The organism is Schaalia hyovaginalis (genome assembly GCF_014208035.1).
GTDB classification, from domain to species: domain Bacteria; phylum Actinomycetota; class Actinomycetes; order Actinomycetales; family Actinomycetaceae; genus Pauljensenia; species Pauljensenia hyovaginalis.
On sequence record NZ_JACHMK010000001.1, the window covers coordinates 1,305,101 to 1,324,650 of the forward strand.

The window sequence follows — 19,550 nt, forward strand, 5'->3', positions numbered from 1 at the left end:
ATGCCAATGGTTCCGATCAGCTGGCTTGCCGACCACGTCGAGGTGCCCGCGGGCATGGACGCGGCAGGACTCGCGGCCGCCCTCGTGAAGGTCGGCCTCGAGGAGGAGACGATCCACCCGGCCAAGGTGACCGGCCCGCTCGTCGTGGGCAGGGTCCTCACCCGGGTCGAGGAGACCGCCTCGAACGGGAAGACCGTCAACTACTGCCGCGTCGACGTCGGCGAGCACAACGACGCCCCCGGAACGGGCAAGGAGCCCTCGGAGCTGCCCAGCCGCGGCATCATCTGCGGCGCCCACAACTTCGAGGCGGGTGACCTCGTGGTCGTCTCCCTGCCGGGCGCGGTCCTGCCCGGAGGCTTCGCGATCGCGGCGCGCAAGACCTACGGCCACATCTCCGACGGCATGATCTGCTCGGCCCGAGAGCTCGGCCTCGGTGAGGATCACGACGGAATCATCGTCCTGGACCGGGTCTACCCCGATCGCGAGATCCCCGAGCCCGGTTCGGATCTTCTCGGCTTCCTCGGTCTGGGCGAGCAGACCCTGGAGATCAACATCACCCCGGATCGCGGCTACTGCTTCTCCATGCGCGGCGTCGCCCGGGAGTTCTCCCACTCGACCGGTGCGGCCTTCACGGATCCGGGTCTGCCCGGCGTCCTCGTGACGGACGTGCCCGAGGCGAATGCCGAGGGATTCCCCGTCGAGGTCGATGATGCCGCGCCGATCAAGGGCAGGCCCGGCGTCGACCGCTTCGTCACGCGCATCGTGCGCGGGATCGATCCCAAGGCCCCCACTCCGCGGTGGATGGTCGAGCGCCTCGAGGCCGCGGGCATGCGCTCGGTCTCGCTCGCCGTGGACGTGACGAACTACGTCATGCTCGACCTCGGCCAGCCGATGCACGCCTACGATCTGTCGGCGCTCGCCGCGCCGATCGTCGTGCGCCGTGCGAAAGCGGGGGAGAGGCTGCGCACCCTCGACGAGGTCGAGCGCGACCTCGATCCCGAGGACCTGCTCATCACGGATTCGCCCGAGGGCCCGGGCTCGCGGATCATCGGTCTGGCCGGAGTGATGGGCGGCTCCTACTCGGAGGTGGAGGATTCGACGCGCGACGTGCTCCTGGAGGCGGCCCACTTCGACGCGGTCTCGATCGCGCGCACGGCGCGCCGTCACCGCGTGCCCTCGGAGGCCTCCAAGCGTTTCGAGCGCGGGACCGATCCGCGTCTCCCCGCGGTCGCGGCGCAGCGCGCGGTCGATCTCCTCGTCGAATACGGAGGGGGCGCGGCTGATCCGGCGGTCTTCGACTTCGACGCCGTTGCCGCTCCCGAGGCGATCGTCTTCGCCCACGAGGAGGCCGCGCGTCTCATCGGTGTGGAGTACTCGAAGGAGCGCGTGCGCGAGATCCTCGAAGAGATCGGTTGCGAGGTGAGCGAGGGCGCTTCGGGCGCATTCGAGGTCGTCCCCCCGAGCTGGCGCCCCGATCTCGTGGGTCCGGCGCATCTCGTCGAGGAGATCGCGCGCCTCGACGGTTACGACAAGATCCCCTCGACGCTTCCCGCGGTCCCGGCGGGCTCCGGTCTGAGCGCGGCTCAGAAGGCGCGCCGTCAGGTCGTCTCCTTGCTCGCCCAGGCGGGCCTCGTCGAGGTCCTGTCCTATCCCTTCGTCTCGGATTCCTTCGACAAGCAGGGGCTCCCTGCGGATTCGGCGCGTCGGGCGGCTGTGACGCTGCGCAATCCGCTGGCCGACGATGCGCCGGTGCTGCGCACCTCGATCCTGGACACCCTGCTCGAGACCGCGAGCCGGAATGCGGCGCGCGGGGCCGACCGGGTCGCGATCTTCGAGGCGGGGCTGGTCGCCCTTCCCGAGGGCACGCGTCCGATGGGGCTGCTGTCCGCTGAGCGGCGTCCGAGCGAGGAGGAGCTGGAGGCGCTGCGCGCCGCGACGCCCTCTCAGCCCCACCGCGTCGGCATCGTCCTGGCCGGTCGGGCCTCGGGTTCTGCGATCGTCGAGCAGCCGCGGGCCTGGGACTGGTCCGATGCCGTCGAGTTCGTTCACGCCGCCGCTTCGGTCCTGGGCGTGCGCGTGGAGACGACCCGCTGGTGGGATCCGCAGCCGATCGCGCTCAAGGGCCCTGCGATGCCCGCTCCGGAAACGGATCCGGCTCGGGTCGCGCCCTGGCACCCGGGGCGCGTCGCCCGGGTATTCGTCCGCCAGGGCCGCGAACTCGTCGATATCGCCTTCGCGGGCGAATTGCACCCCAGGGTCTGCCGCGCCTTCGGTCTGCCTGTGCGCTCATGCGCGGCCGAGATCGACCTCGATGCGCTCATCGGAGCGATGGCGCCCCAGTCGATCCAGGTGAAGCCGGTTTCGACCTTCCCCCTGGCGAAGGAGGACATCGCCCTCGTCGTCGATGCCGCGATCCCGGTCTCGCGGGTGGAGCAGGTCGTACGGCAGGGCGCGGGTCCTCTTCTCGAGGAGGTGTCGCTCTTCGACGTGTACGAGGGCCCGGGGCTGGGCGAGGGGGTGCGCTCCTTGGCCTTCGCGCTCAAGCTCCGGGCTCCTGATCGCACGCTGACGGCGAAGGAATCGGCTCAGGTGCGCGAGAACGTCGTGAAGAAGGCGGAGAAGATCCTCGGGGCGAAGCTGCGTTCCTGATCCGTATGGGCGCCGCCGCCGGTCCTGTGGATCCCGCCTCAGTGGGACTTTGGGACACGACGGCGGCGCCTTGGCTCTGCCACACTGGGGGCCATGCACATCCTCGTCACCGCCTCTTCCAAGCACGGTTCCACCGAAGCGGTCGCGAATGCGATCGCGTTGCGTCTGAGGGAAGCCGGACATGCGGTTGATCGCCGCGCTCCCGAAGACGTCGCGACTCTTGACGGTTTCGACGCGGTGGTGTGCGGTTCGGCGGTGTACATCCTCCAGTGGATGAAGGAGGCGCGCGAGTTCATCGAGCGCTTCTCCGCTGAGCTTTCGCAGATGCCGGTCTGGGCCTTCTCCGTCGGGATGAGCGGGGTTCCCAAGCACGCCCCGCAGGATCCGAGCCGCATCGGCCCGCTGTCGACGCACGTTCCGGGTACGCAGACCCGTTTCTTCGCGGGGCGCTACGACCCGGCGCTCCTCACTTTGCGCGAGCGCTCCGTCGCGCGCCTGGCCGGCGTCGTCGAGGGCGACTTTAGGGATTGGGACGCCGTCGGCGCCTGGGCCGATTCGATCGCCGGGGAGCTCGCCGCTCGTTGAGCCCGCGTGTCCGTTGAACGGACACTGCTGGAAAAATATGCATGAACATGTATATTCATGCATATGAAGTTGAGAGCAGCGATCGCGGGCGCCTCCGGCTACGCGGGCGGGGAAGTCGCCCGCCTCCTCGCCGCGCACCCGAACATCGAAGTCGCAACGGTGACCGCGGCGAGCTCGGCGGGAAGAAGACTCGGCGAGTTCCACCCCCACATCGGCCCCCTCGCCGATCGGATCATCCGAGAGACGAGCGTCGCCAGCCTCGCAGGGCACGACCTCATCGTCCTGGCGCTTCCCCACGGGCACTCCGGCGCTCTCGCCGCCCGGCTCGAAGAAGCGGGGGAGAAGGCCCTCATCCTCGACTGCGCGGCCGACCATCGCCTCACCGACCCGGCTGCCTGGACGGCCTACTACGGCTCGGACTTCTCCCCGGCCTGGACCTACGGCATGCCCGAGCTGCTCCACGAGGGCGAGTCCCGCGCCGCGGCCCAACGCGCCCTCCTCTCGGAATCGACGCGGATCGCCGTGCCGGGCTGCAACGTGACCGCAGTGACGCTGGCGCTCCAGCCCGCCGTCCACGCCGGACTCGTCGACCCCTCCCGCATCGTCGCAACCCTCGCCGTCGGCTACTCCGGTGCGGGCAAGTCCCTCAAACCCCACCTTCTCGCCTCCGAGGCCCTGGGCAACATGGCCCCTTACGCGGTCGGAGGAACGCACCGCCACATTCCGGAGATCATCCAGAACCTGGCCGTGTGCGGAGCAGACGCCTCCGCCACGGGCATCACCTTCACCCCCGTCCTCGTTCCCGCCTCCCGCGGAATCCTCGCGACCGTCGTCGCGCCCCTGGCCCCCGGCGTCGGAAGCGATGGCGTGGCGAGCGCCTACGACGTCTACGACGATGAAGCCCTCATCTCGCTCATGCCGCACGGAGCATGGCCGACCACGGCACCGGTCACCGGCACGGGCCTCGCCCGGGTCAGCGCCGTCATCGATGAACGGGCGGGAAGCCTCGTCGCCATCGCGGCCATCGACAACCTCGGCAAGGGGACCGCCGCTGCGGCGGTACAAAGCGCAAACATCGCCCTCGGCCTCGACGAGTACGCGGGCATCCCGATGATCGGAGTAGCACCATGAGCCAGACGCCGACCGGTGTCACAGCGCCCCGCGGATTCGCCGCGGCGGGAATCGCCGCCGGGATCAAGTCCACCGCCGGATCGAAGGACCTCGCCCTGGTCGTGAACAGGGGGCCGGCATTCGCCTCCGCCGGGGTCTTCACCTCGAACCGCGTGGTCGCCGCGCCCGTGACCCTGACCCGCGCCCACCTGGCGAAGACCGGCCTCAAGGCCGTGATCCTCAACTCCGGGGGCGCGAACGCCTGCACCGGCGGGCCCGGCCTCGCCGATGCCGAGGCGACCGCTGCGAAAGTCTCCGCCCTGCTCGGCTGCGAGCCCGATGAAGTCGGCGTCTGCTCGACGGGCATGATCGGCGTGCGCCTCCCGCTGGACGCCCTCATGACCGGCGCCGAAGCGGCCGCGGCCGCACTCGCGAACACCCCCGGGGCCGGAGCCGACGCCGCCGAAGCGATCCGGACGACAGACACCGTCTCCAAGACTCACGTCTCGATGCACGGCGGGGGATGGACGATCGGCGCAATGGCGAAAGGCGCGGGCATGCTCGCGCCGGGCCTGGCGACGATGCTCTGCGTGCTCACCACCGACGCCCTCGTCGACGACGCGACCGCCCGGCGCGCCCTCGCCAAGGCCGTGCGCACCACCTTCAACCGGACCGACTCCGACGGGTGCATGTCGACGAACGACTCGGTGATCCTCCTCGCCTCGGGAGCATCGGGCATCGAGCCCGAGGAGACCGAATTCACCGAAGCGCTCCGGAGCGCCTGCTACGACCTCGCCCGCCAACTCATCGCGGACGCTGAAGGCGCCAGTCACGACATCGAGATCCGCGTCGTCGGGGCCTCGAGCGAAGAGGCCGGCGAAGCCGTCGCCCGCGCGGTCTCGCGCTCCAACCTCTTCAAGACGGCGGTCTTCGGCAACGATCCGAACTGGGGGAGGATCCTCTCCGAAGTCGGCACCGTCCCCGAAAGCCTCGCCCCCTACGACCCGGACGAGCTCGACGTCTCGATCAACGGCGTCATGGTGTGCCGCGGGGGAGGCGTCGGCGAGGACCGCGCACTCGTCGACATGACGCCCCGCGAGGTCCGCGTCCTCATCGACCTCAAGGCCGGATCCGAAGAAGTCGCCGTGTGGACGAACGACCTCACCCACGACTACGTCCACGAGAACAGCGCGTACTCGTCATGAAGCACACGACGACCTGGAACGAGCGCTATGCGGCCTCGCTCATGAACACCTTCGGGGCCCCCGCCCTCGTCCTCGCCGAGGGCGAAGGCGCCCGCGTCCGCGACACCGAGGGACGGGAGTACCTCGATCTCCTCGGCGGCATCGCCGTCAACGTCATCGGGCACGCGCACCCGCTGGTCGCCCAGGCGATCGCGGGGCAGGCCCAGACCCTGGGGCACGTGTCGAACTTCTTCGCGACCCCGCCGCAGATCGGGCTCGCCGAGAAGCTCCTCGACATCGTCGAACCGGGAGGGGCGCCCGAGGGATCCCGCGTCTTCCTCGCGAATTCGGGCGCCGAGGCGAACGAGGCCGCCCTCAAGATCGTCAAGGCCCACGGCCTGGCGATCTCCCCGACGAAAACGCGGATCCTCGCCCTCGAACACGCCTTCCACGGGCGCACCCTCGGGGCCCTCTCCCTCACCTGGAAGGAGGCCTACCGCGCCCCCTTCGCCCCGCTCATCCCCGGGGTCGAGTTCATCCCCGTCAACGACATCGCCGCCCTCGAAGCGGCGATGGACGAGGACGTGGCCGGGATCTTCATCGAGCCCATCCAGGGCGAGGCGGGCGTTCTCCCGGTCGAGGCGGCCTGCCTTCAGGCCGTCCGCGAGCTCACGGCATCGCATGGCGCGCTCATGGTCATCGATGAGGTCCAGACCGGCGTCGGGCGGACCGGCGAGTGGATGGGGCATCACGCTTCGGGAGTCGTCCCCGATGTCGTCACCCTGGCGAAGGGCCTGGGAGGCGGCATGCCGATCGGTGCCTGCATCGGACTCGGCGGCGCCGCTAAAGTCCTGGGGCCCGGAATGCACGGGACGACCTTCGGGGGGAACCCGATCTGCGCGGCCGCAGCCCTCGCCGTCCTCAAGGTCATCGAAGACGAGGGGCTCCTCGCCAAGGTGAAGCGCACCTCCGAGCAGTGGCGCTCCGAACTGGCCCGGGTCGAAGGCGTTCGCGAAGTCCGGGGCCGCGGCTACCTCATCGGGATCGATTTCGACGCGCGGATCGCGGCGGGCGTCGTGGCGGCCGGACGGGAGGCCGGCTTCATCCTCAACGCGACCGGGCCCTCCACCCTGCGCCTGGCGCCGCCCCTCATCCTCACCGCCGACGACGCCCGGTCCTTCACCCGGGCGCTGCCCTCGCTCATCGCCGCAGCACAGGAGACGCAATGACACTCAGCCCGATTCCGCAGACCCCCACGGCCAGGAGGGAGACGATCCGCTCCCTCCTCGCCCAGGAGCAGATCGGTTCGCAGAAGGACCTGCGCGAGCGCCTTTCAGAACTCGGCGTCGAGGTCACGCAGGCGACCCTGTCGCGCGACCTCGTCGACATGCGGGCCACGAAGATCCGCACAGCCGACGGCGCGCGCGTCTACTCGGTGCCCGATATCGACGGCGGATCCACGCACGAGGCCGAGGCAGGTTACCTGCGCCTGCAGAAATGGTGCCAGACGCTCCTCGTCAGCTCCGTCCTCGTTGAGAACCAACTCGTCCTGCGCACGACGGTCGGTGCCGCCAACCTCCTCGGCTCCGCGATCGACGCCGTGCGCTTCGATGAAGTCGCGGGCACGATCGCGGGCGACGACACGATCCTCGTCATCTGCAGGAGCGCCGAGGACGCACAGACCACCCAGCGCTTCCTCATGGAACTCGCGGAGCCCTCAACGGCTCCGGACATCGACTGAACCGGCCCCGTCCGGCAAGAAGGGAACAAAGGATGCACACGACTACGCACAATGATCGCGTCGTTCTCGCCTACTCGGGCGGCCTCGACACCTCGGTCGCCATCGGCTGGATCCAGGAGCAGACCGGCCGCGAGGTCGTCACGGTCGCCGTCGACGTGGGCCAGGGCGGGGAGGACCTCGAGGTCATCCGCCAGCGCGCCCTCGACTGCGGCGCCGTCGAGGCCTATGTGGCCGACGCCCGCGACGAGTTCGCCGACGAGTACTGTATGCCCGCGCTCAAGGCGAACGCCCTGTACGAGGGCAAGTACCCGCTGGTATCCGCCCTCTCGCGTCCCGTCATCGCCAAGCACCTCGTGCGCGCGGCGCGCGAGTTCGGTGCGACGACCGTCGCCCACGGCTGCACCGGCAAGGGCAACGACCAGGTCCGCTTCGAGGTCGCCATCACCTCGATGGCCCCCGATATGGACTGCATCTCGCCCGTCCGCGACCTCGCCCTGACCCGCGACGTGGCGATCGACTACGCCGAGAAGCACCATCTGCCGATCGAGACCACGAAGCACAACCCCTTCTCGATCGACCAGAACGTCTGGGGCCGCGCCATCGAGACGGGCTTCCTCGAGGACCTGTGGAACGCGCCGACCAAGGACGTGTACGTCTACACCGACGACCCGACCTACCCGCCCCTTCCCGACGAAGTCGTCATCACCTTCGACAAGGGCATCCCGGTCGCGATCGACGGCCGCGCCGTCACCCCGCTCGAAGCGATCCAGGAGCTCAACCGCAGGGCCGGCGCCCAAGGCATCGGCCGCATCGACATGGTCGAGGACCGGCTCGTGGGCATCAAATCCCGCGAGATCTACGAGGCCCCCGGCGCCCTCGCCCTCATCGAAGCCCACCAGGCCCTCGAATCGGTCACCCTCGAACGCATGCAGCGCCGCTACAAGCGCGGCATCGAGCAGATCTGGGGTGAGCTCGTCTACGAGGCCCAGTGGTACTCGCCCCTCAAGCGATCCCTCGACGCCTTCATCGAAGACACCCAGGAGTACGTCTCCGGCGACATCCGCATGGTCCTGCACGCAGGCCGTGCGACGGTGAACGGCCGCAGGTCCGAGGCCTCGCTCTACGACTTCAACCTCGCGACCTACGAGACCGGCGACACCTTCGACCAGTCCTCCTCGCGCGGATTCATCGACATCTACGGCCTCCAGTCGAAGCTCGCGGCCGCCCGTGATGTGCGTCTCGGCAGGGGCACCGGCTACTGAGCCGAACGATCGGAAAAGCCGACCGGGGCGGGAACGATCCTTCGTCCCCGCCCCGGGATGCAACGCCCTCGTGATTCCCCGGGGGCGAGGGCACGGCTATCCTCGACAGGGTGAACGACATGACGACCAAGCGGAGAAGTCCGCGCGCGCGCCTTTCGTCGCTGATGAACGACGCGCGGACCTTCGATCTGCTCGCCATCTGCCTCCTCTTCTTCGGCTTCGCAGGACAGGGGATTCGCAACATCGTCGGCTTCAACGGCTCCGGCGTGGTCATGGTCGTTCTCTTCGTCCCCTTCGTCGGGGCCTTCATCGCATCCGGCGCCTCGATCCTCAAACGACCCCAGCCGGTCACCACGCTGCTCTACGTGCTCGTGTGCGCGCTTTCAACGGCGTGGTCCGTGTACCCGATCCGCACGGCGACGACCGCCCTCGTCACCATGGGGATCACCGCGACCGGTCTCATGATCGCCGCAGCCCGGCCGCTCGACCGCTTCATCGACCTGCTCATCCGGAGCTTCCAGTCGGTCCTCGTGGTCTCCTACGCCTTCGAACTCTTCGTCTCACTCATCTGGAGGAGCGAGTTCGCCCCGATCCCGATGCTCATGGACGCGCAGATCCCGAAGCTCTACTACTGGTCGAACAACGCGCTGTTCCACGGCGGGCCGATTCAGGGCTTCATGGGCAATCGCAACCCCCTGGCCTTCGTCGCCCTCCTGCTGATCATCAGTCTCGCAGTCCGCTGGGCCGCCGAGCGTCGCCGCACAGCCTCGACGCTGCTCTGGATCGGCCTGTCGATCCTGACCCTCGCCCTCACACGATCCGGGACCGTCACGGTCGCCCTCGTCGTCTGCGCGCTCGCAGGTCTGGCATTCATCCTCGTCGCCGCCGTGCCCGAACGGGCCAGGCCTGGAGTGGTCTTCTCACTCGTGGGCCTCGCGATGGTCGCCACCGCCTTCGCGGTCGCAGCGCATGAACACGTCACCTCGCTCCTCGGCAAGTCCCCCGACCTCACGGGCCGGGCGGACATCTGGCGCGCGCTCATCCCCATGTGGCGGGAGCGCCCGATCCTCGGATGGGGATGGACGATCGGGTACCCGACGGAGCTGCCGGTCTTCGCCCACTTCATTCCGCGTGAAGACGGCAGCCCGACGACCCAGGCGCACAACGCCTACATCGAGGCCCTCTTCCTGACGGGCGTCCTCGGCGCCGTGCTCGTGACCCTCGCGGTCCTCACGCTCCTCATCGGCACCTGTCTGCACGCGGTGCAGAGAATCGACGCGGACCGCCTCCGCGTGGCTCCCGCGATCCTCACGGTCGCCCTCGTCGTCCAGTCGACCGTCGAATCGCGTCTCCTCTACGAGGGCAACTGGATGCTCTTCGTCGTCCTGGCCGCCTACCTCGCGGTCGACCGCCCCTTCCACGAGCACTGGGCGAAGCGACGCCTCCGTTCCGAGCAGCGGTCGCCCGCCGACTTCGACACCTTGAGAAAGGCATGATCGTTCCATGACTCCGACTTCCCCGAACACTTCCGACGAGGCGCGCATGAGTCTGTGGGGAGGCCGTTTCTCCGGCGCGCCCGATCAGGCGCTCGCCGCGCTGTCGGTCTCGACCCACTTCGACTTCCGCCTCGCGCACGTCGACATCGCGGGCTCGCACGCCCACGCCGATGCGCTTCACGCGGCGGGACTGCTCAGCGATGACGAAGTCGCTCGCATGCACGAGGCCCTCTCGGCGCTCGATGCGGATGTCGCCTCCGGCGCCTTCACGCCCTCGGCCGGGGACGAGGACGTGCACACCGCTTTGGAGCGCGGCCTCATCGAACGCGTCGGCGCCCCCCTCGGAGGCAAGCTCCGCGCCGGGCGCTCCCGCAACGACCAGATCGCCACCCTCATCCGCATGTACCTGCGCGATGAGGCTCGGCACACGGCCTCCCTCGTCCTCGACCTCGTGGACGCCCTCGTCGATCAGGCCGAAGCCGCGGGCGACGCCGTGATGCCCGGGCGCACGCACCTCCAGCACGCTCAGCCCGTCCTCGTCGCCCACCATCTCCTCGCCCACGCGTGGCCGCTCATCCGCGACGTCGAACGCTTCACGGACTGGGATCGACGAGCGGCGATCTCCCCCTACGGATCCGGGGCGCTGGCGGGCAACACTCTCGGCATGGACCCGCAGGCCATCGCCCGCGCACTCGGCTTCACCGATTCCGTCGACAACTCCATCGACGGGACGGCCTCGCGCGACATCGTCGCCGAAGCCGCCTTCATCCTCGCGATGATCGGCGTCGACGTCTCCCGCCTGTGCGAGGAGATCGTCATCTGGAACACGAAGGAATTCGACTACGTCACCCTCGACGACGCCTTCTCGACGGGCTCGTCGATCATGCCGCAGAAGAAGAACCCCGACGTCGCCGAACTCGGGCGCGGCAAGGCGGGGCGCCTCATCGGCGACCTCATGTCCCTGCTCACGGTTCTCAAAGGAATCCCGCTCGCCTACGACCGGGATCTTCAAGAGGACAAGGAGCCCGTCTTCGACCAGCTCGACACGCTGTCCGTCCTCCTTCCCGCGGTCTCCGGCATGATCGCGACCATGCGCCTCAACCTGCGGCGCATGGCCGAATTGGCGCCCCAGGGGTTCTCCCTGGCGACCGACATCGCGGAATGGCTCGTGCGCAAGGGTGTGCCCTTCAGGGAGGCGCACGAACTGTCCGGCGCATGCGTGCGCATCGCCGAGTCGCGCGGGGTCGAACTCGCCGATCTCAGTGACGAGGAGCTCGCCTCGGTGTCCGAGCGGCTCACGCCCGCTGTTCGCGAGGTCCTCACCGTCTCCGGATCGGTCGGAGCGCGCCTGGGCAAGGGGGGCACCGCGCCTTCGCGGGTCGCAGAGCAGCTGCTCGCGATCAAGGCGCGCGCTCTGGCGGCGCGGGGCTTCGCCGACTCCCGCACCCGATAGACTGTCCGCGGTTTTGGGATCGCTGCATCAACGAAAGGAAGTTCCGTGACCGACATCCTGGATGAGCTCCAGTGGAGGGGCCTCATCGCCCAGCACACCGACATCGATGCCCTCCGCGAGCATCTTTCGGCGGGACCGGTCACCTTCTATTGCGGTTTCGATCCGACGGCGCCCTCCCTCCATCACGGGCACCTCGTGCAGATCATCCTCATGCGCCACCTGCAGCTCGCCGGTCATAGGCCGCTCGCGCTCGTCGGCGGGGCGACCGGCCAAATCGGTGATCCGCGTCAGTCGGGCGAGCGCCAGCTCCAGCCGAGAGAGGTCGTGGCCGGCTGGTCGGATCGGCTCCGCGATCAGATCTCGCGCTTCCTCGACTTCGACGGGCCGGCAGCGGCGACGATGGTGAACAACCTCGACTGGACGGCCGAGCTCAGCGCCATCGATCTCCTGCGGGGCATCGGCAAGTACTTCCGAGTGGGCACGATGCTCAACAAGGACATCGTCGCTCGCCGTCTCGCCTCCGATGAGGGCATCTCCTACACGGAGTTCTCGTACCAGATCCTCCAGGCGAACGACTTCCTCGAGCTTCACCGTCGCTACGGGGCGACCCTGGAGACGGGCGGCAACGATCAGTGGGGCAACATGATCGGCGGCGTGGACCTCATCCGCAAGGTCGAGGGCGCGTCCTCCCACGTGCTGACGACGCCGATCATCACGAAGTCCGACGGCACCAAGTTCGGCAAGTCCGAGGGCGGGGCGATCTGGCTCGATCCGGAGATGATGAGCCCCTACGCCTTCTACCAGTTCTGGCTCCGGGTGGAGGACGCCGATGTCGTGCGCTTCCTCAAGATCTTCACCTTCCTCGACCGCCGCCGGATCGAAGAGCTCGAGGCGGAGGTCGCTGAGCGTCCTCATGCGCGGGTCGCTCAGAAGGCGCTGGCGACCGAGATGACGCGACTGGTTCACGGCGAGGCCGAACTCGAGCGGGTCCTCGCCGCAACCGAGGCCCTGTGGGGGGGCGGCGACCTCAGCGCCATCGATGAGAAGACCCTGACGGCGGCGACCTCTAACCTTCCGCGCGCCTCCTTGTCCCTGGGCGAGGCAACGATCGTCGACGCCCTGGTGGGAACGGGCCTCGAGAAGGGGCGCGGCGCGGCTCGTCGCACCGTCGCTTCGGGCGGCGCCTATCTGAACAATGCGAAGGTGGAGGATGAGGACGCCCCCTTCACCGAGTCCGACCTTCTCGCCGGCTCGGTGGTGCTGATCCGCAAGGGCAGGCGCAATCTCGCCGTCGTCGAACTCTCCTAATGTGGCGCCCTTCACGGCCGTCTGATTTGACGGTTTGTGTGGGGGTGGGTAGTGTTTTCTCTTGTCGCTGCGGCTTTGTGGTTGTGGTGGTGGCCTCTTCCTTTGGGTGGTTCTGGGTGTGTGCTTGGGGTTGCCTTGGGGGTGTGTGGGTGTTGTTTGTGAACTCGATAGTGTGTTTGTTGTTTATGCCTGTTTTTTGTTTTTGAGTTGTTTTTTGGTTGGGATTGCTTGCCGTGTGGCTGCTGCTGCTGCTGTTGTTGTTGTTGTTTGTTGTGGTGGTGGTTGTGTGGTGGGTTTTTCTGGACTTTGTTTTGTTCGGAGAGTTTGATCCTGGCTCAGGACGAACGCTGGCGGCGTGCTTAACACATGCAAGTCGAACGCACGGCCTTGGGGTTTTCCTTGGGGTTGGTGAGTGGCGAACGGGTGAGTAACACGTGAGTAACCTGCCCTCTTCTTTGGGATAACGGTCGGAAACGGCTGCTAATACTGGATATTCACACATTGTCGCATGGTGGTGTGTGGAAAGGTTTTTTCTGGTGGGGGATGGGCTCGCGGCCTATCAGCTTGTTGGTGGGGTGATGGCTTACCAAGGCTTTGACGGGTAACCGGCCTGAGAGGGTGACCGGTCACATTGGGACTGAGATACGGCCCAGACTCCTACGGGAGGCAGCAGTGGGGAATTTTGCACAATGGACGGAAGTCTGATGCAGCGACGCCGCGTGAGGGATGGAGGCCTTCGGGTTGTGAACCTCTTTCGCTCATGGTCAAGCCGCAGCTTTGGGTTGTGGTGAGGGTAGTGGGTAAAGAAGCGCCGGCTAACTACGTGCCAGCAGCCGCGGTAATACGTAGGGCGCGAGCGTTGTCCGGAATTATTGGGCGTAAAGGGCTTGTAGGCGGTTGGTTGCGTCTGCCGTGAAATCCTCTGGCTTAACTGGGGGCGTGCGGTGGGTACGGGCTGGCTTGAGTGCGGTAGGGGAGACTGGAATTCCTGGTGTAGCGGTGGAATGCGCAGATATCAGGAGGAACACCGGTGGCGAAGGCGGGTCTCTGGGCCGTTACTGACGCTGAGGAGCGAAAGCGTGGGGAGCGAACAGGATTAGATACCCTGGTAGTCCATGCTGTAAACGTTGGGCACTAGGTGTGGGGGCCACCCGTGGTTTCTGCGCCGTAGCTAACGCTTTAAGTGCCCCGCCTGGGGAGTACGGCCGCAAGGCTAAAACTCAAAGGAATTGACGGGGGCCCGCACAAGCGGCGGAGCATGCGGATTAATTCGATGCAACGCGAAGAACCTTACCAAGGCTTGACATGCACCCAGAGCCTCCAGAGATGGGGGTGCATTTGGTTGGGGGTGTGCAGGTGGTGCATGGTTGTCGTCAGCTCGTGTCGTGAGATGTTGGGTTAAGTCCCGCAACGAGCGCAACCCTTGCCCTATGTTGCCAGCACGTTGTGGTGGGGACTCGTGGGGGACTGCCGGGGTTAACTCGGAGGAAGGTGGGGATGACGTCAAATCATCATGCCCCTTATGTCTTGGGCTTCACGCATGCTACAATGGCTGGTACAGAGGGTTGCGATGCTGTGAGGCGGAGCGAATCCCTTAAAGCTGGTCTCAGTTCGGATCGAAGTCTGCAACTCGACTTCGTGAAGGTGGAGTCGCTAGTAATCGCAGATCAGCAACGCTGCGGTGAATACGTTCTCGGGCCTTGTACACACCGCCCGTCACGTCACGAAAGTTGGTAACACCCGAAGCTCATGGCCTAACCGGTTTTCCGGGGGGAGTGGTCGAAGGTGGGATTGGCGATTGGGACGAAGTCGTAACAAGGTAGCCGTACCGGAAGGTGCGGCTGGATCACCTCCTTTCTAGGGAGCCCTGTTGGGGATTGCTGTGCTGTGCTGCTTGTGGGTGGTGTGGTGTGGTGGTTTCTTGTGCTCATGCTTGGTCATCATGCGTTGTGTGTGGTGGGTGTGGGTGCGTTGTGGGGTTGGGTGTAGATGATGGACACGCTGTCGGGTTCACGGTCAATACCTGTTGGCCGGTGGCCCTGCTGTGTTGTGGGGTTGTGTGGCTTGCTGGCTGCCTGCGCGCGTGTGGTTGTGTGTGGTGGTTGGTGTGGTGGGTTGTTTGTGATTTGTATAGTGGTTGTGAGCATCTTTTTTGTTCTGTGGTTTTGTTTAGTTGTGTGGGGCATTCGGTGGATGCCTTGGCATCAAGAGCTGATGAAGGACGTTGCGGCCTGCGATATGCCTCGGGGAGTTGGCGAGCGAACTGTGATCCGAGGGTGTCCGAATGGGGGAACCTAGCTGGGGTTGTGCCTGGTTACCATCATCTGAACGTGTATAGGGTGGTGGGGGGAACGCGGGGAAGTGAAACATCTCAGTACCCGTAGGAAGAGATATTCCGTGAGTAGTGGCGAGCGAAAGCGGAGGATGGCTAAACCGTGTGCGTGTGATACTCGGCGGGGGTTGCGTGTGCGGTGTTGTGGGGCTCATTCGTCCATTCTCTGCCGGGGGTGGGCTGGTGTGTGTTGTGGGAGTCGAACCATTTGGGATGGTGGACCGTAGTGCGTGAGAGTCGTGTAGGCGGACTGTGACATATGCTGGTGGGGTGGGTGCCCGAGTAGTGCGGGGCTCGTGGAATCTCGTGTGAATCTGCCAGGACCACCTGGTAAGCCTGAATACTCCTTGATGACCGATAGTGGATAGTACCGTGAGGGAATGGTGAAAAGTACCCCGGGAGGGGAGTGAAATAGTACCTGAAACCGTGTGCCTGTAAGCCGTCAGAGCCTTGTGGGGTGATGGCGTGCCTTTTGAAGAATGAGCCTGCGAGTCAGTGATACGTGGCGTGCTTAACCCGTGTGGGGTATGCGTAGCGAAAGCGAGTCTGAAATTATGGCGTGTGTCGCGTGTTCTGGACCCGAAGCGGGGTGATCTACCCATGGTCAGGTTGAAGCAGGGGTAAGACTTTGTGGAGGACCGAACCCACCAGGGTTGAAAACCTGGGGGATGAACTGTGGGTAGGGGTGAAAGGCCAATCAAACTCCGTGATAGCTGGTTCTCCCCGAAATGCATTTAGGTGCAGCGTTGTGTGTTGCCTGGCGGAGGTAGAGCTACTGGATGGCTGATGGGCCCTTTGGGTTACTGACGTCAGCCAAACTCCGAATGCCGTTAGGTTGAGCATGGCAGTGAGACGGCGGGGGATAAGCTTCGTCGTCGAGAGGGAAACAGCCCAGATCATCAGCTAAGGCCCCTAAGTGTGCGCTAAGTGGGAAAGGATGTGAGATCGCGGTGACAACCAGGAGGTTGGCTTAGAAGCAGCCATCCTTGAAAGAGTGCGTAATAGCTCACTGGTCAAGTGGTTTCGCGCCGACAATGTAGCGGGGCTTAAGCGTACCGCCGAAGCTGTGGCACTCACACGTTATAGCCTTGAGGAGTTTAGCTTCTTGCGGGTGTGTGGGTGGGTAGGGGAGCGTCCTGCGTGCGGTGAAGCCTGCTGGTGATGGTGGGTGGAGCGTGTGGGAGTGAGAATGCAGGCATGAGTAACGAATGGGAGGTGGGAATCCTCCCCGCCGATTGACTAAGGGTTCCAGGGCTAGGTTTATCCGCCCTGGGTTAGTCGGGTCCTAAGGCGAGGCCGACAGGCGTAGTCGATGGACAACCAGTTGATATTCTGGTACCGCGTTGTAACCGCCCAATGCTGAAGCCATTGTGCTAACCATCATGCTGTCTGGGTGCGTGCCTTCGGGTGCGTGTTCGGGTGGTGTCGTGGGATCCTGGTGGTGTGTAGGTAAGCGTGTTAACAGGGGTGACGCAGGAAGGTAGCTGCCGCGCACCGATGGTTGTGTGTGTCTAAGGTTGTGGCCCGTCTTCCAGGTAAATCCGGAGGGCGTTGTGGGTGAGGACTGATGGGGGTGCCCCTTGTGGGGTGTCTGGTGGTGATCCTAGGCTGTCAAGAAAAGCCTCGACGTGAGGGTGCAACGCGCCCGTACCCTAAACCGACTCAGGTGGTCAGGTAGAGTATACCGAGGCGTTCGAGTGAATCATGGTTAAGGAACTCGGCAAAATTCCTCCGTAACTTCGGGATAAGGAGGACCTTGTGCTGTCCCACTGTCTTGCGTGGTGGTGGCGGTGTGGGGTCGCAGAGAAGAGGGAGAAGCGACTGTTTATCAAAAACACAGGTGCGTGCGAAGTCGTAAGACGATGTATACGCACTGACGCCTGCCCGGTGCTGGAAGGTTAAGAGGAAGACTCAACCACTTCGGTGGTGAAGGTTTGAATTTAAGCCCCAGTAAACGGCGGTGGTAACTATAACCATCCTAAGGTAGCGAAATTCCTTGTCGGGTAAGTTCCGACCTGCACGAATGGCGTAACGACTTCTCCGCTGTCTCGACCGTGAACTCGGTGAAATTGCAGTACGAGTAAAGATGCTCGTTTCGCGCAGAAGGACGGAAAGACCCCGGGACCTTTACTATAGCTTGGTATTGGTGTTCGCTTAGGCTTGTGTAGGATAGGTGGGAGACTGTGAAGCGGCCGCGCCAGCGGTTGTGGAGTCGTCGTTGAAATACCATTCTGGTTTAAGCGGTCATCTAACCTTGGCCCGTGATCCGGGTTGGGGACAGTGCCTGGTGGGTAGTTTAACTGGGGCGGTTGCCTCCTAAAATGTAACGGAGGCGCTCAAAGGTTCCCTCAGCCTGGTTGGTAATCAGGTGGCGAGTGCAAGTGTACAAGGGAGCTTGACTGTGAGACCGACGGGTCGAGCAGGTGCGAAAGCAGGAACTAGTGATCCGGCCATGGCACGTGGGTGCGTGGTCGCTCAACGGATAAAAGGTACCCCGGGGATAACAGGCTGATCTTGCCCAAGAGTCCATATCGACGGCATGGTTTGGCACCTCGATGTCGGCTCGTCGCATCCTGGGGCTGGAGTTGGTCCCAAGGGTTGGGCTGTTCGCCCATTAAAGCGGTACGCGAGCTGGGTTCAGAACGTCGTGAGACAGTTCGGTCCCTATCCTCTGTGCGCGTAGGAAACTTGTGGAGGGCCGTCCCTAGTACGAGAGGACCGGGATGGACGAACCTCTGGTGTGCCAGTTGTACCGCCAGGTGCATGGCTGGTTGGCTACGTTCGGAAGGGATAACCGCTGAAAGCATCTAAGCGGGAAGCCTGCTCCAAGATGAGGTTTCCGTCACCCCCATTGGGGGTGTGAAGGCCCCCAGTAGACGACTGGGTTGATAGGCCAGAGGTGGAAGCACAGTAATGTGCTCGTGAGCCGACTGGTACTAATGGGCCGACACTAAACACAACCCAACCCCCTAACCAAAACAAAAGGGGGGGCGGGGCAAGAAAGACACTGCTTGCAACCACTATACGAATCACACTCAACCCACAACCCCCCAACAAGACCGGGGGGTAGGGGAGAGGTTTTGAAGACTTTGCGGTGGTCATAGCGTGGGGGAAACGCCCAGAACCCATTCCGAACCTGGAAGCTAAGCCCCACAGCGCCGATGGTACTGCACCTGGGAGGGTGTGGGAGAGTAGGACACCGCCGCAACCACACCCAACAAGAGTGGGGGAGGCGAGCACCAACACCCGGTGCACGCCTCCCCCCCTCCACATTTCACACACACGCGAACACGAGCGAACACACACGCACACGCACACGAGCGCGACGGCACGCCAACACGCACACGCACACGAGCGCGACGGCACGCCAACACGCACACGCACACGAGCGCGACGGCACGCCAACACGCCGGTGAACGTGGACCACGAAACACGCACACGAGCGAACACAAGCACGCGAACACGCATAGAAACACGCACATGCGCGGCGAACGTGGACCACGAAACACACGCAAGCGAGCGCGAACACACGCACACGAGCGCGAGCCAACACGAGCGCGAGCGGACGTGGACCACCACACAAAGATGACGCAGTCCCCTGAAGCTCGACGGCTTTCTCGTTAGACTGGTGCGGAATCAAGATCCGCAGACGGACGTTCCGCTGCGTGCAGAACAGTACAAGCGCCGATGAGCGCGAGAATAGAGGAATTCACCATGGCGTACGAAGAACGAGGACGATCCAGCGACGGTCGTGGCGGATTCCAGCGCAGGCCCAATTGGCGCGATGACAACGGCGGACGCAATCAGGGTCGCGGTCGGGGCTTCGAACGCCGCGACGAGCGCGGCGGTGATCGTGGTGAGCGGTCCTTCGATCGCGGTGAGCGCCGTGAAGGCGGTTACCGGGATCGCCGTGAGGGCGGTTACCGGGATCGTCGCGAGGGCGGATTCCGCGACGGCGGCCGGGGCCGGGGCTTCGAACGCCGCGACGAGCGCGGCGGTGATCGTGGTGAGCGGTCCTTCGATCGTGATGGGCGCCGTGAGGGCGGTTACCGGGATCGCCGTGAGGGCGGATTCCGCGACGGCGGCCGGGGCCGGGGCTTCGAGCGTCGTGACGAGCGCGGCGGTGATCGTGGTGAGCGGTCCTTCGATCGTGATGGGCGCCGTGAGGGCGGTTACCGGGATCGCCGTGAGGGCGGATTCCGCGACGGCGGCCGGGGCCGGGGCTTCGAGCGTCGTGACGATCGCGGCGGCCGCAGCGGGGACCGTCGCGATTTCCGCAAGGGCGAGGGGCAGAGCCGATTCTCGAAGGGCAGGGGAGACGATCGCTTCTCCGCTCGCGCTCCGCAAGGGCGGAATGATCGCTCGCGAGATACGGAGTACCAGAACTTCTCCTCGACGGATGAATACATCTCCCCGGACCCGAACGAGCC

General features: G+C 65.2%; 11 protein-coding genes and 3 rRNA genes. 13 read left to right on the plus strand and 1 reads right to left on the minus strand.

All coding sequences use genetic code 11. The annotated features are described in order from the left end of the window. From pheT to rrf, 13 genes are all read left to right on the plus strand, one after another. The gene (pheT, locus tag HD592_RS05610) at positions 1 to 2,649 is read left to right on the plus strand and encodes a phenylalanine--tRNA ligase subunit beta (RefSeq protein ID WP_184452451.1); all 2,649 of its coding nucleotides are present in this window, start codon (positions 1 to 3) and stop codon (positions 2,647 to 2,649) included. Between the two features lie 93 nt (positions 2,650 to 2,742). Next, a complete protein-coding gene (locus HD592_RS05615; protein ID WP_184452452.1) occupies positions 2,743 to 3,234 on the plus strand; it encodes a flavodoxin domain-containing protein in 492 nt (163 codons plus the stop codon). Between the two features lie 63 nt (positions 3,235 to 3,297). Next, the gene (argC, locus tag HD592_RS05620; protein ID WP_184452453.1) at positions 3,298 to 4,365 is read left to right on the plus strand and encodes an N-acetyl-gamma-glutamyl-phosphate reductase; all 1,068 of its coding nucleotides are present in this window, start codon (positions 3,298 to 3,300) and stop codon (positions 4,363 to 4,365) included. Next, a complete protein-coding gene (gene argJ / locus HD592_RS05625) occupies positions 4,362 to 5,549 on the plus strand; it encodes a bifunctional glutamate N-acetyltransferase/amino-acid acetyltransferase ArgJ (RefSeq protein ID WP_184452454.1) in 1,188 nt (395 codons plus the stop codon). Before argC ends, argJ begins: the two co-directional genes overlap by 4 nt. Next, the gene (locus tag HD592_RS05630) at positions 5,546 to 6,757 is read left to right on the plus strand and encodes an acetylornithine transaminase (protein ID WP_184452455.1); all 1,212 of its coding nucleotides are present in this window, start codon (positions 5,546 to 5,548) and stop codon (positions 6,755 to 6,757) included. Before argJ ends, HD592_RS05630 begins: the two co-directional genes overlap by 4 nt. Next, complete coding sequence (locus HD592_RS05635) at positions 6,754 to 7,269, plus strand: arginine repressor (protein ID WP_184452456.1); 516 nt, start codon at positions 6,754 to 6,756, stop codon at positions 7,267 to 7,269. The genes HD592_RS05630 and HD592_RS05635 overlap by 4 nt, the downstream gene beginning before the upstream one ends. A gap of 32 nt (positions 7,270 to 7,301) precedes the next feature. Beyond that, positions 7,302 to 8,531: an argininosuccinate synthase gene (locus HD592_RS05640; protein ID WP_184452457.1), complete on the plus strand. Its 1,230-nt coding sequence runs from the start codon at positions 7,302 to 7,304 to the stop codon at positions 8,529 to 8,531. A 119-nt stretch (positions 8,532 to 8,650) separates the two neighbouring features. Beyond that, the gene (locus tag HD592_RS05645) at positions 8,651 to 10,027 is read left to right on the plus strand and encodes an O-antigen ligase family protein (protein WP_184454480.1); all 1,377 of its coding nucleotides are present in this window, start codon (positions 8,651 to 8,653) and stop codon (positions 10,025 to 10,027) included. Between the two features lie 7 nt (positions 10,028 to 10,034). Further along, complete coding sequence (gene argH / locus HD592_RS05650; RefSeq protein WP_184452458.1) at positions 10,035 to 11,480, plus strand: argininosuccinate lyase; 1,446 nt, start codon at positions 10,035 to 10,037, stop codon at positions 11,478 to 11,480. Between the two features lie 45 nt (positions 11,481 to 11,525). Then, positions 11,526 to 12,788 (plus strand): tyrosine--tRNA ligase, encoded by a 1,263-nt coding sequence (gene tyrS, locus HD592_RS05655; protein ID WP_184452459.1) that lies wholly within the window; start codon positions 11,526 to 11,528, stop codon positions 12,786 to 12,788. A 312-nt stretch (positions 12,789 to 13,100) separates the two neighbouring features. After that, a 16S ribosomal RNA gene (locus HD592_RS05660) occupies positions 13,101 to 14,645 on the plus strand. Between the two features lie 309 nt (positions 14,646 to 14,954). Then, a 23S ribosomal RNA gene (locus tag HD592_RS05665) occupies positions 14,955 to 18,079 on the plus strand. A gap of 131 nt (positions 18,080 to 18,210) precedes the next feature. Next, positions 18,211 to 18,328, plus strand: a 5S ribosomal RNA gene (gene rrf, locus HD592_RS05670). Together the 16S, 23S and 5S rRNA genes form the textbook arrangement of a ribosomal RNA operon. Before the next feature lie 428 nt (positions 18,329 to 18,756). On the opposite strand, the gene HD592_RS12170 is transcribed toward rrf, so the two are convergent. Beyond that, positions 18,757 to 19,467, minus strand: coding sequence for a hypothetical protein (locus HD592_RS12170; protein ID WP_246429990.1), 711 nt, complete (start codon positions 19,465 to 19,467; stop codon positions 18,757 to 18,759). Positions 19,468 to 19,550: the final 83 nt, after the last annotated feature.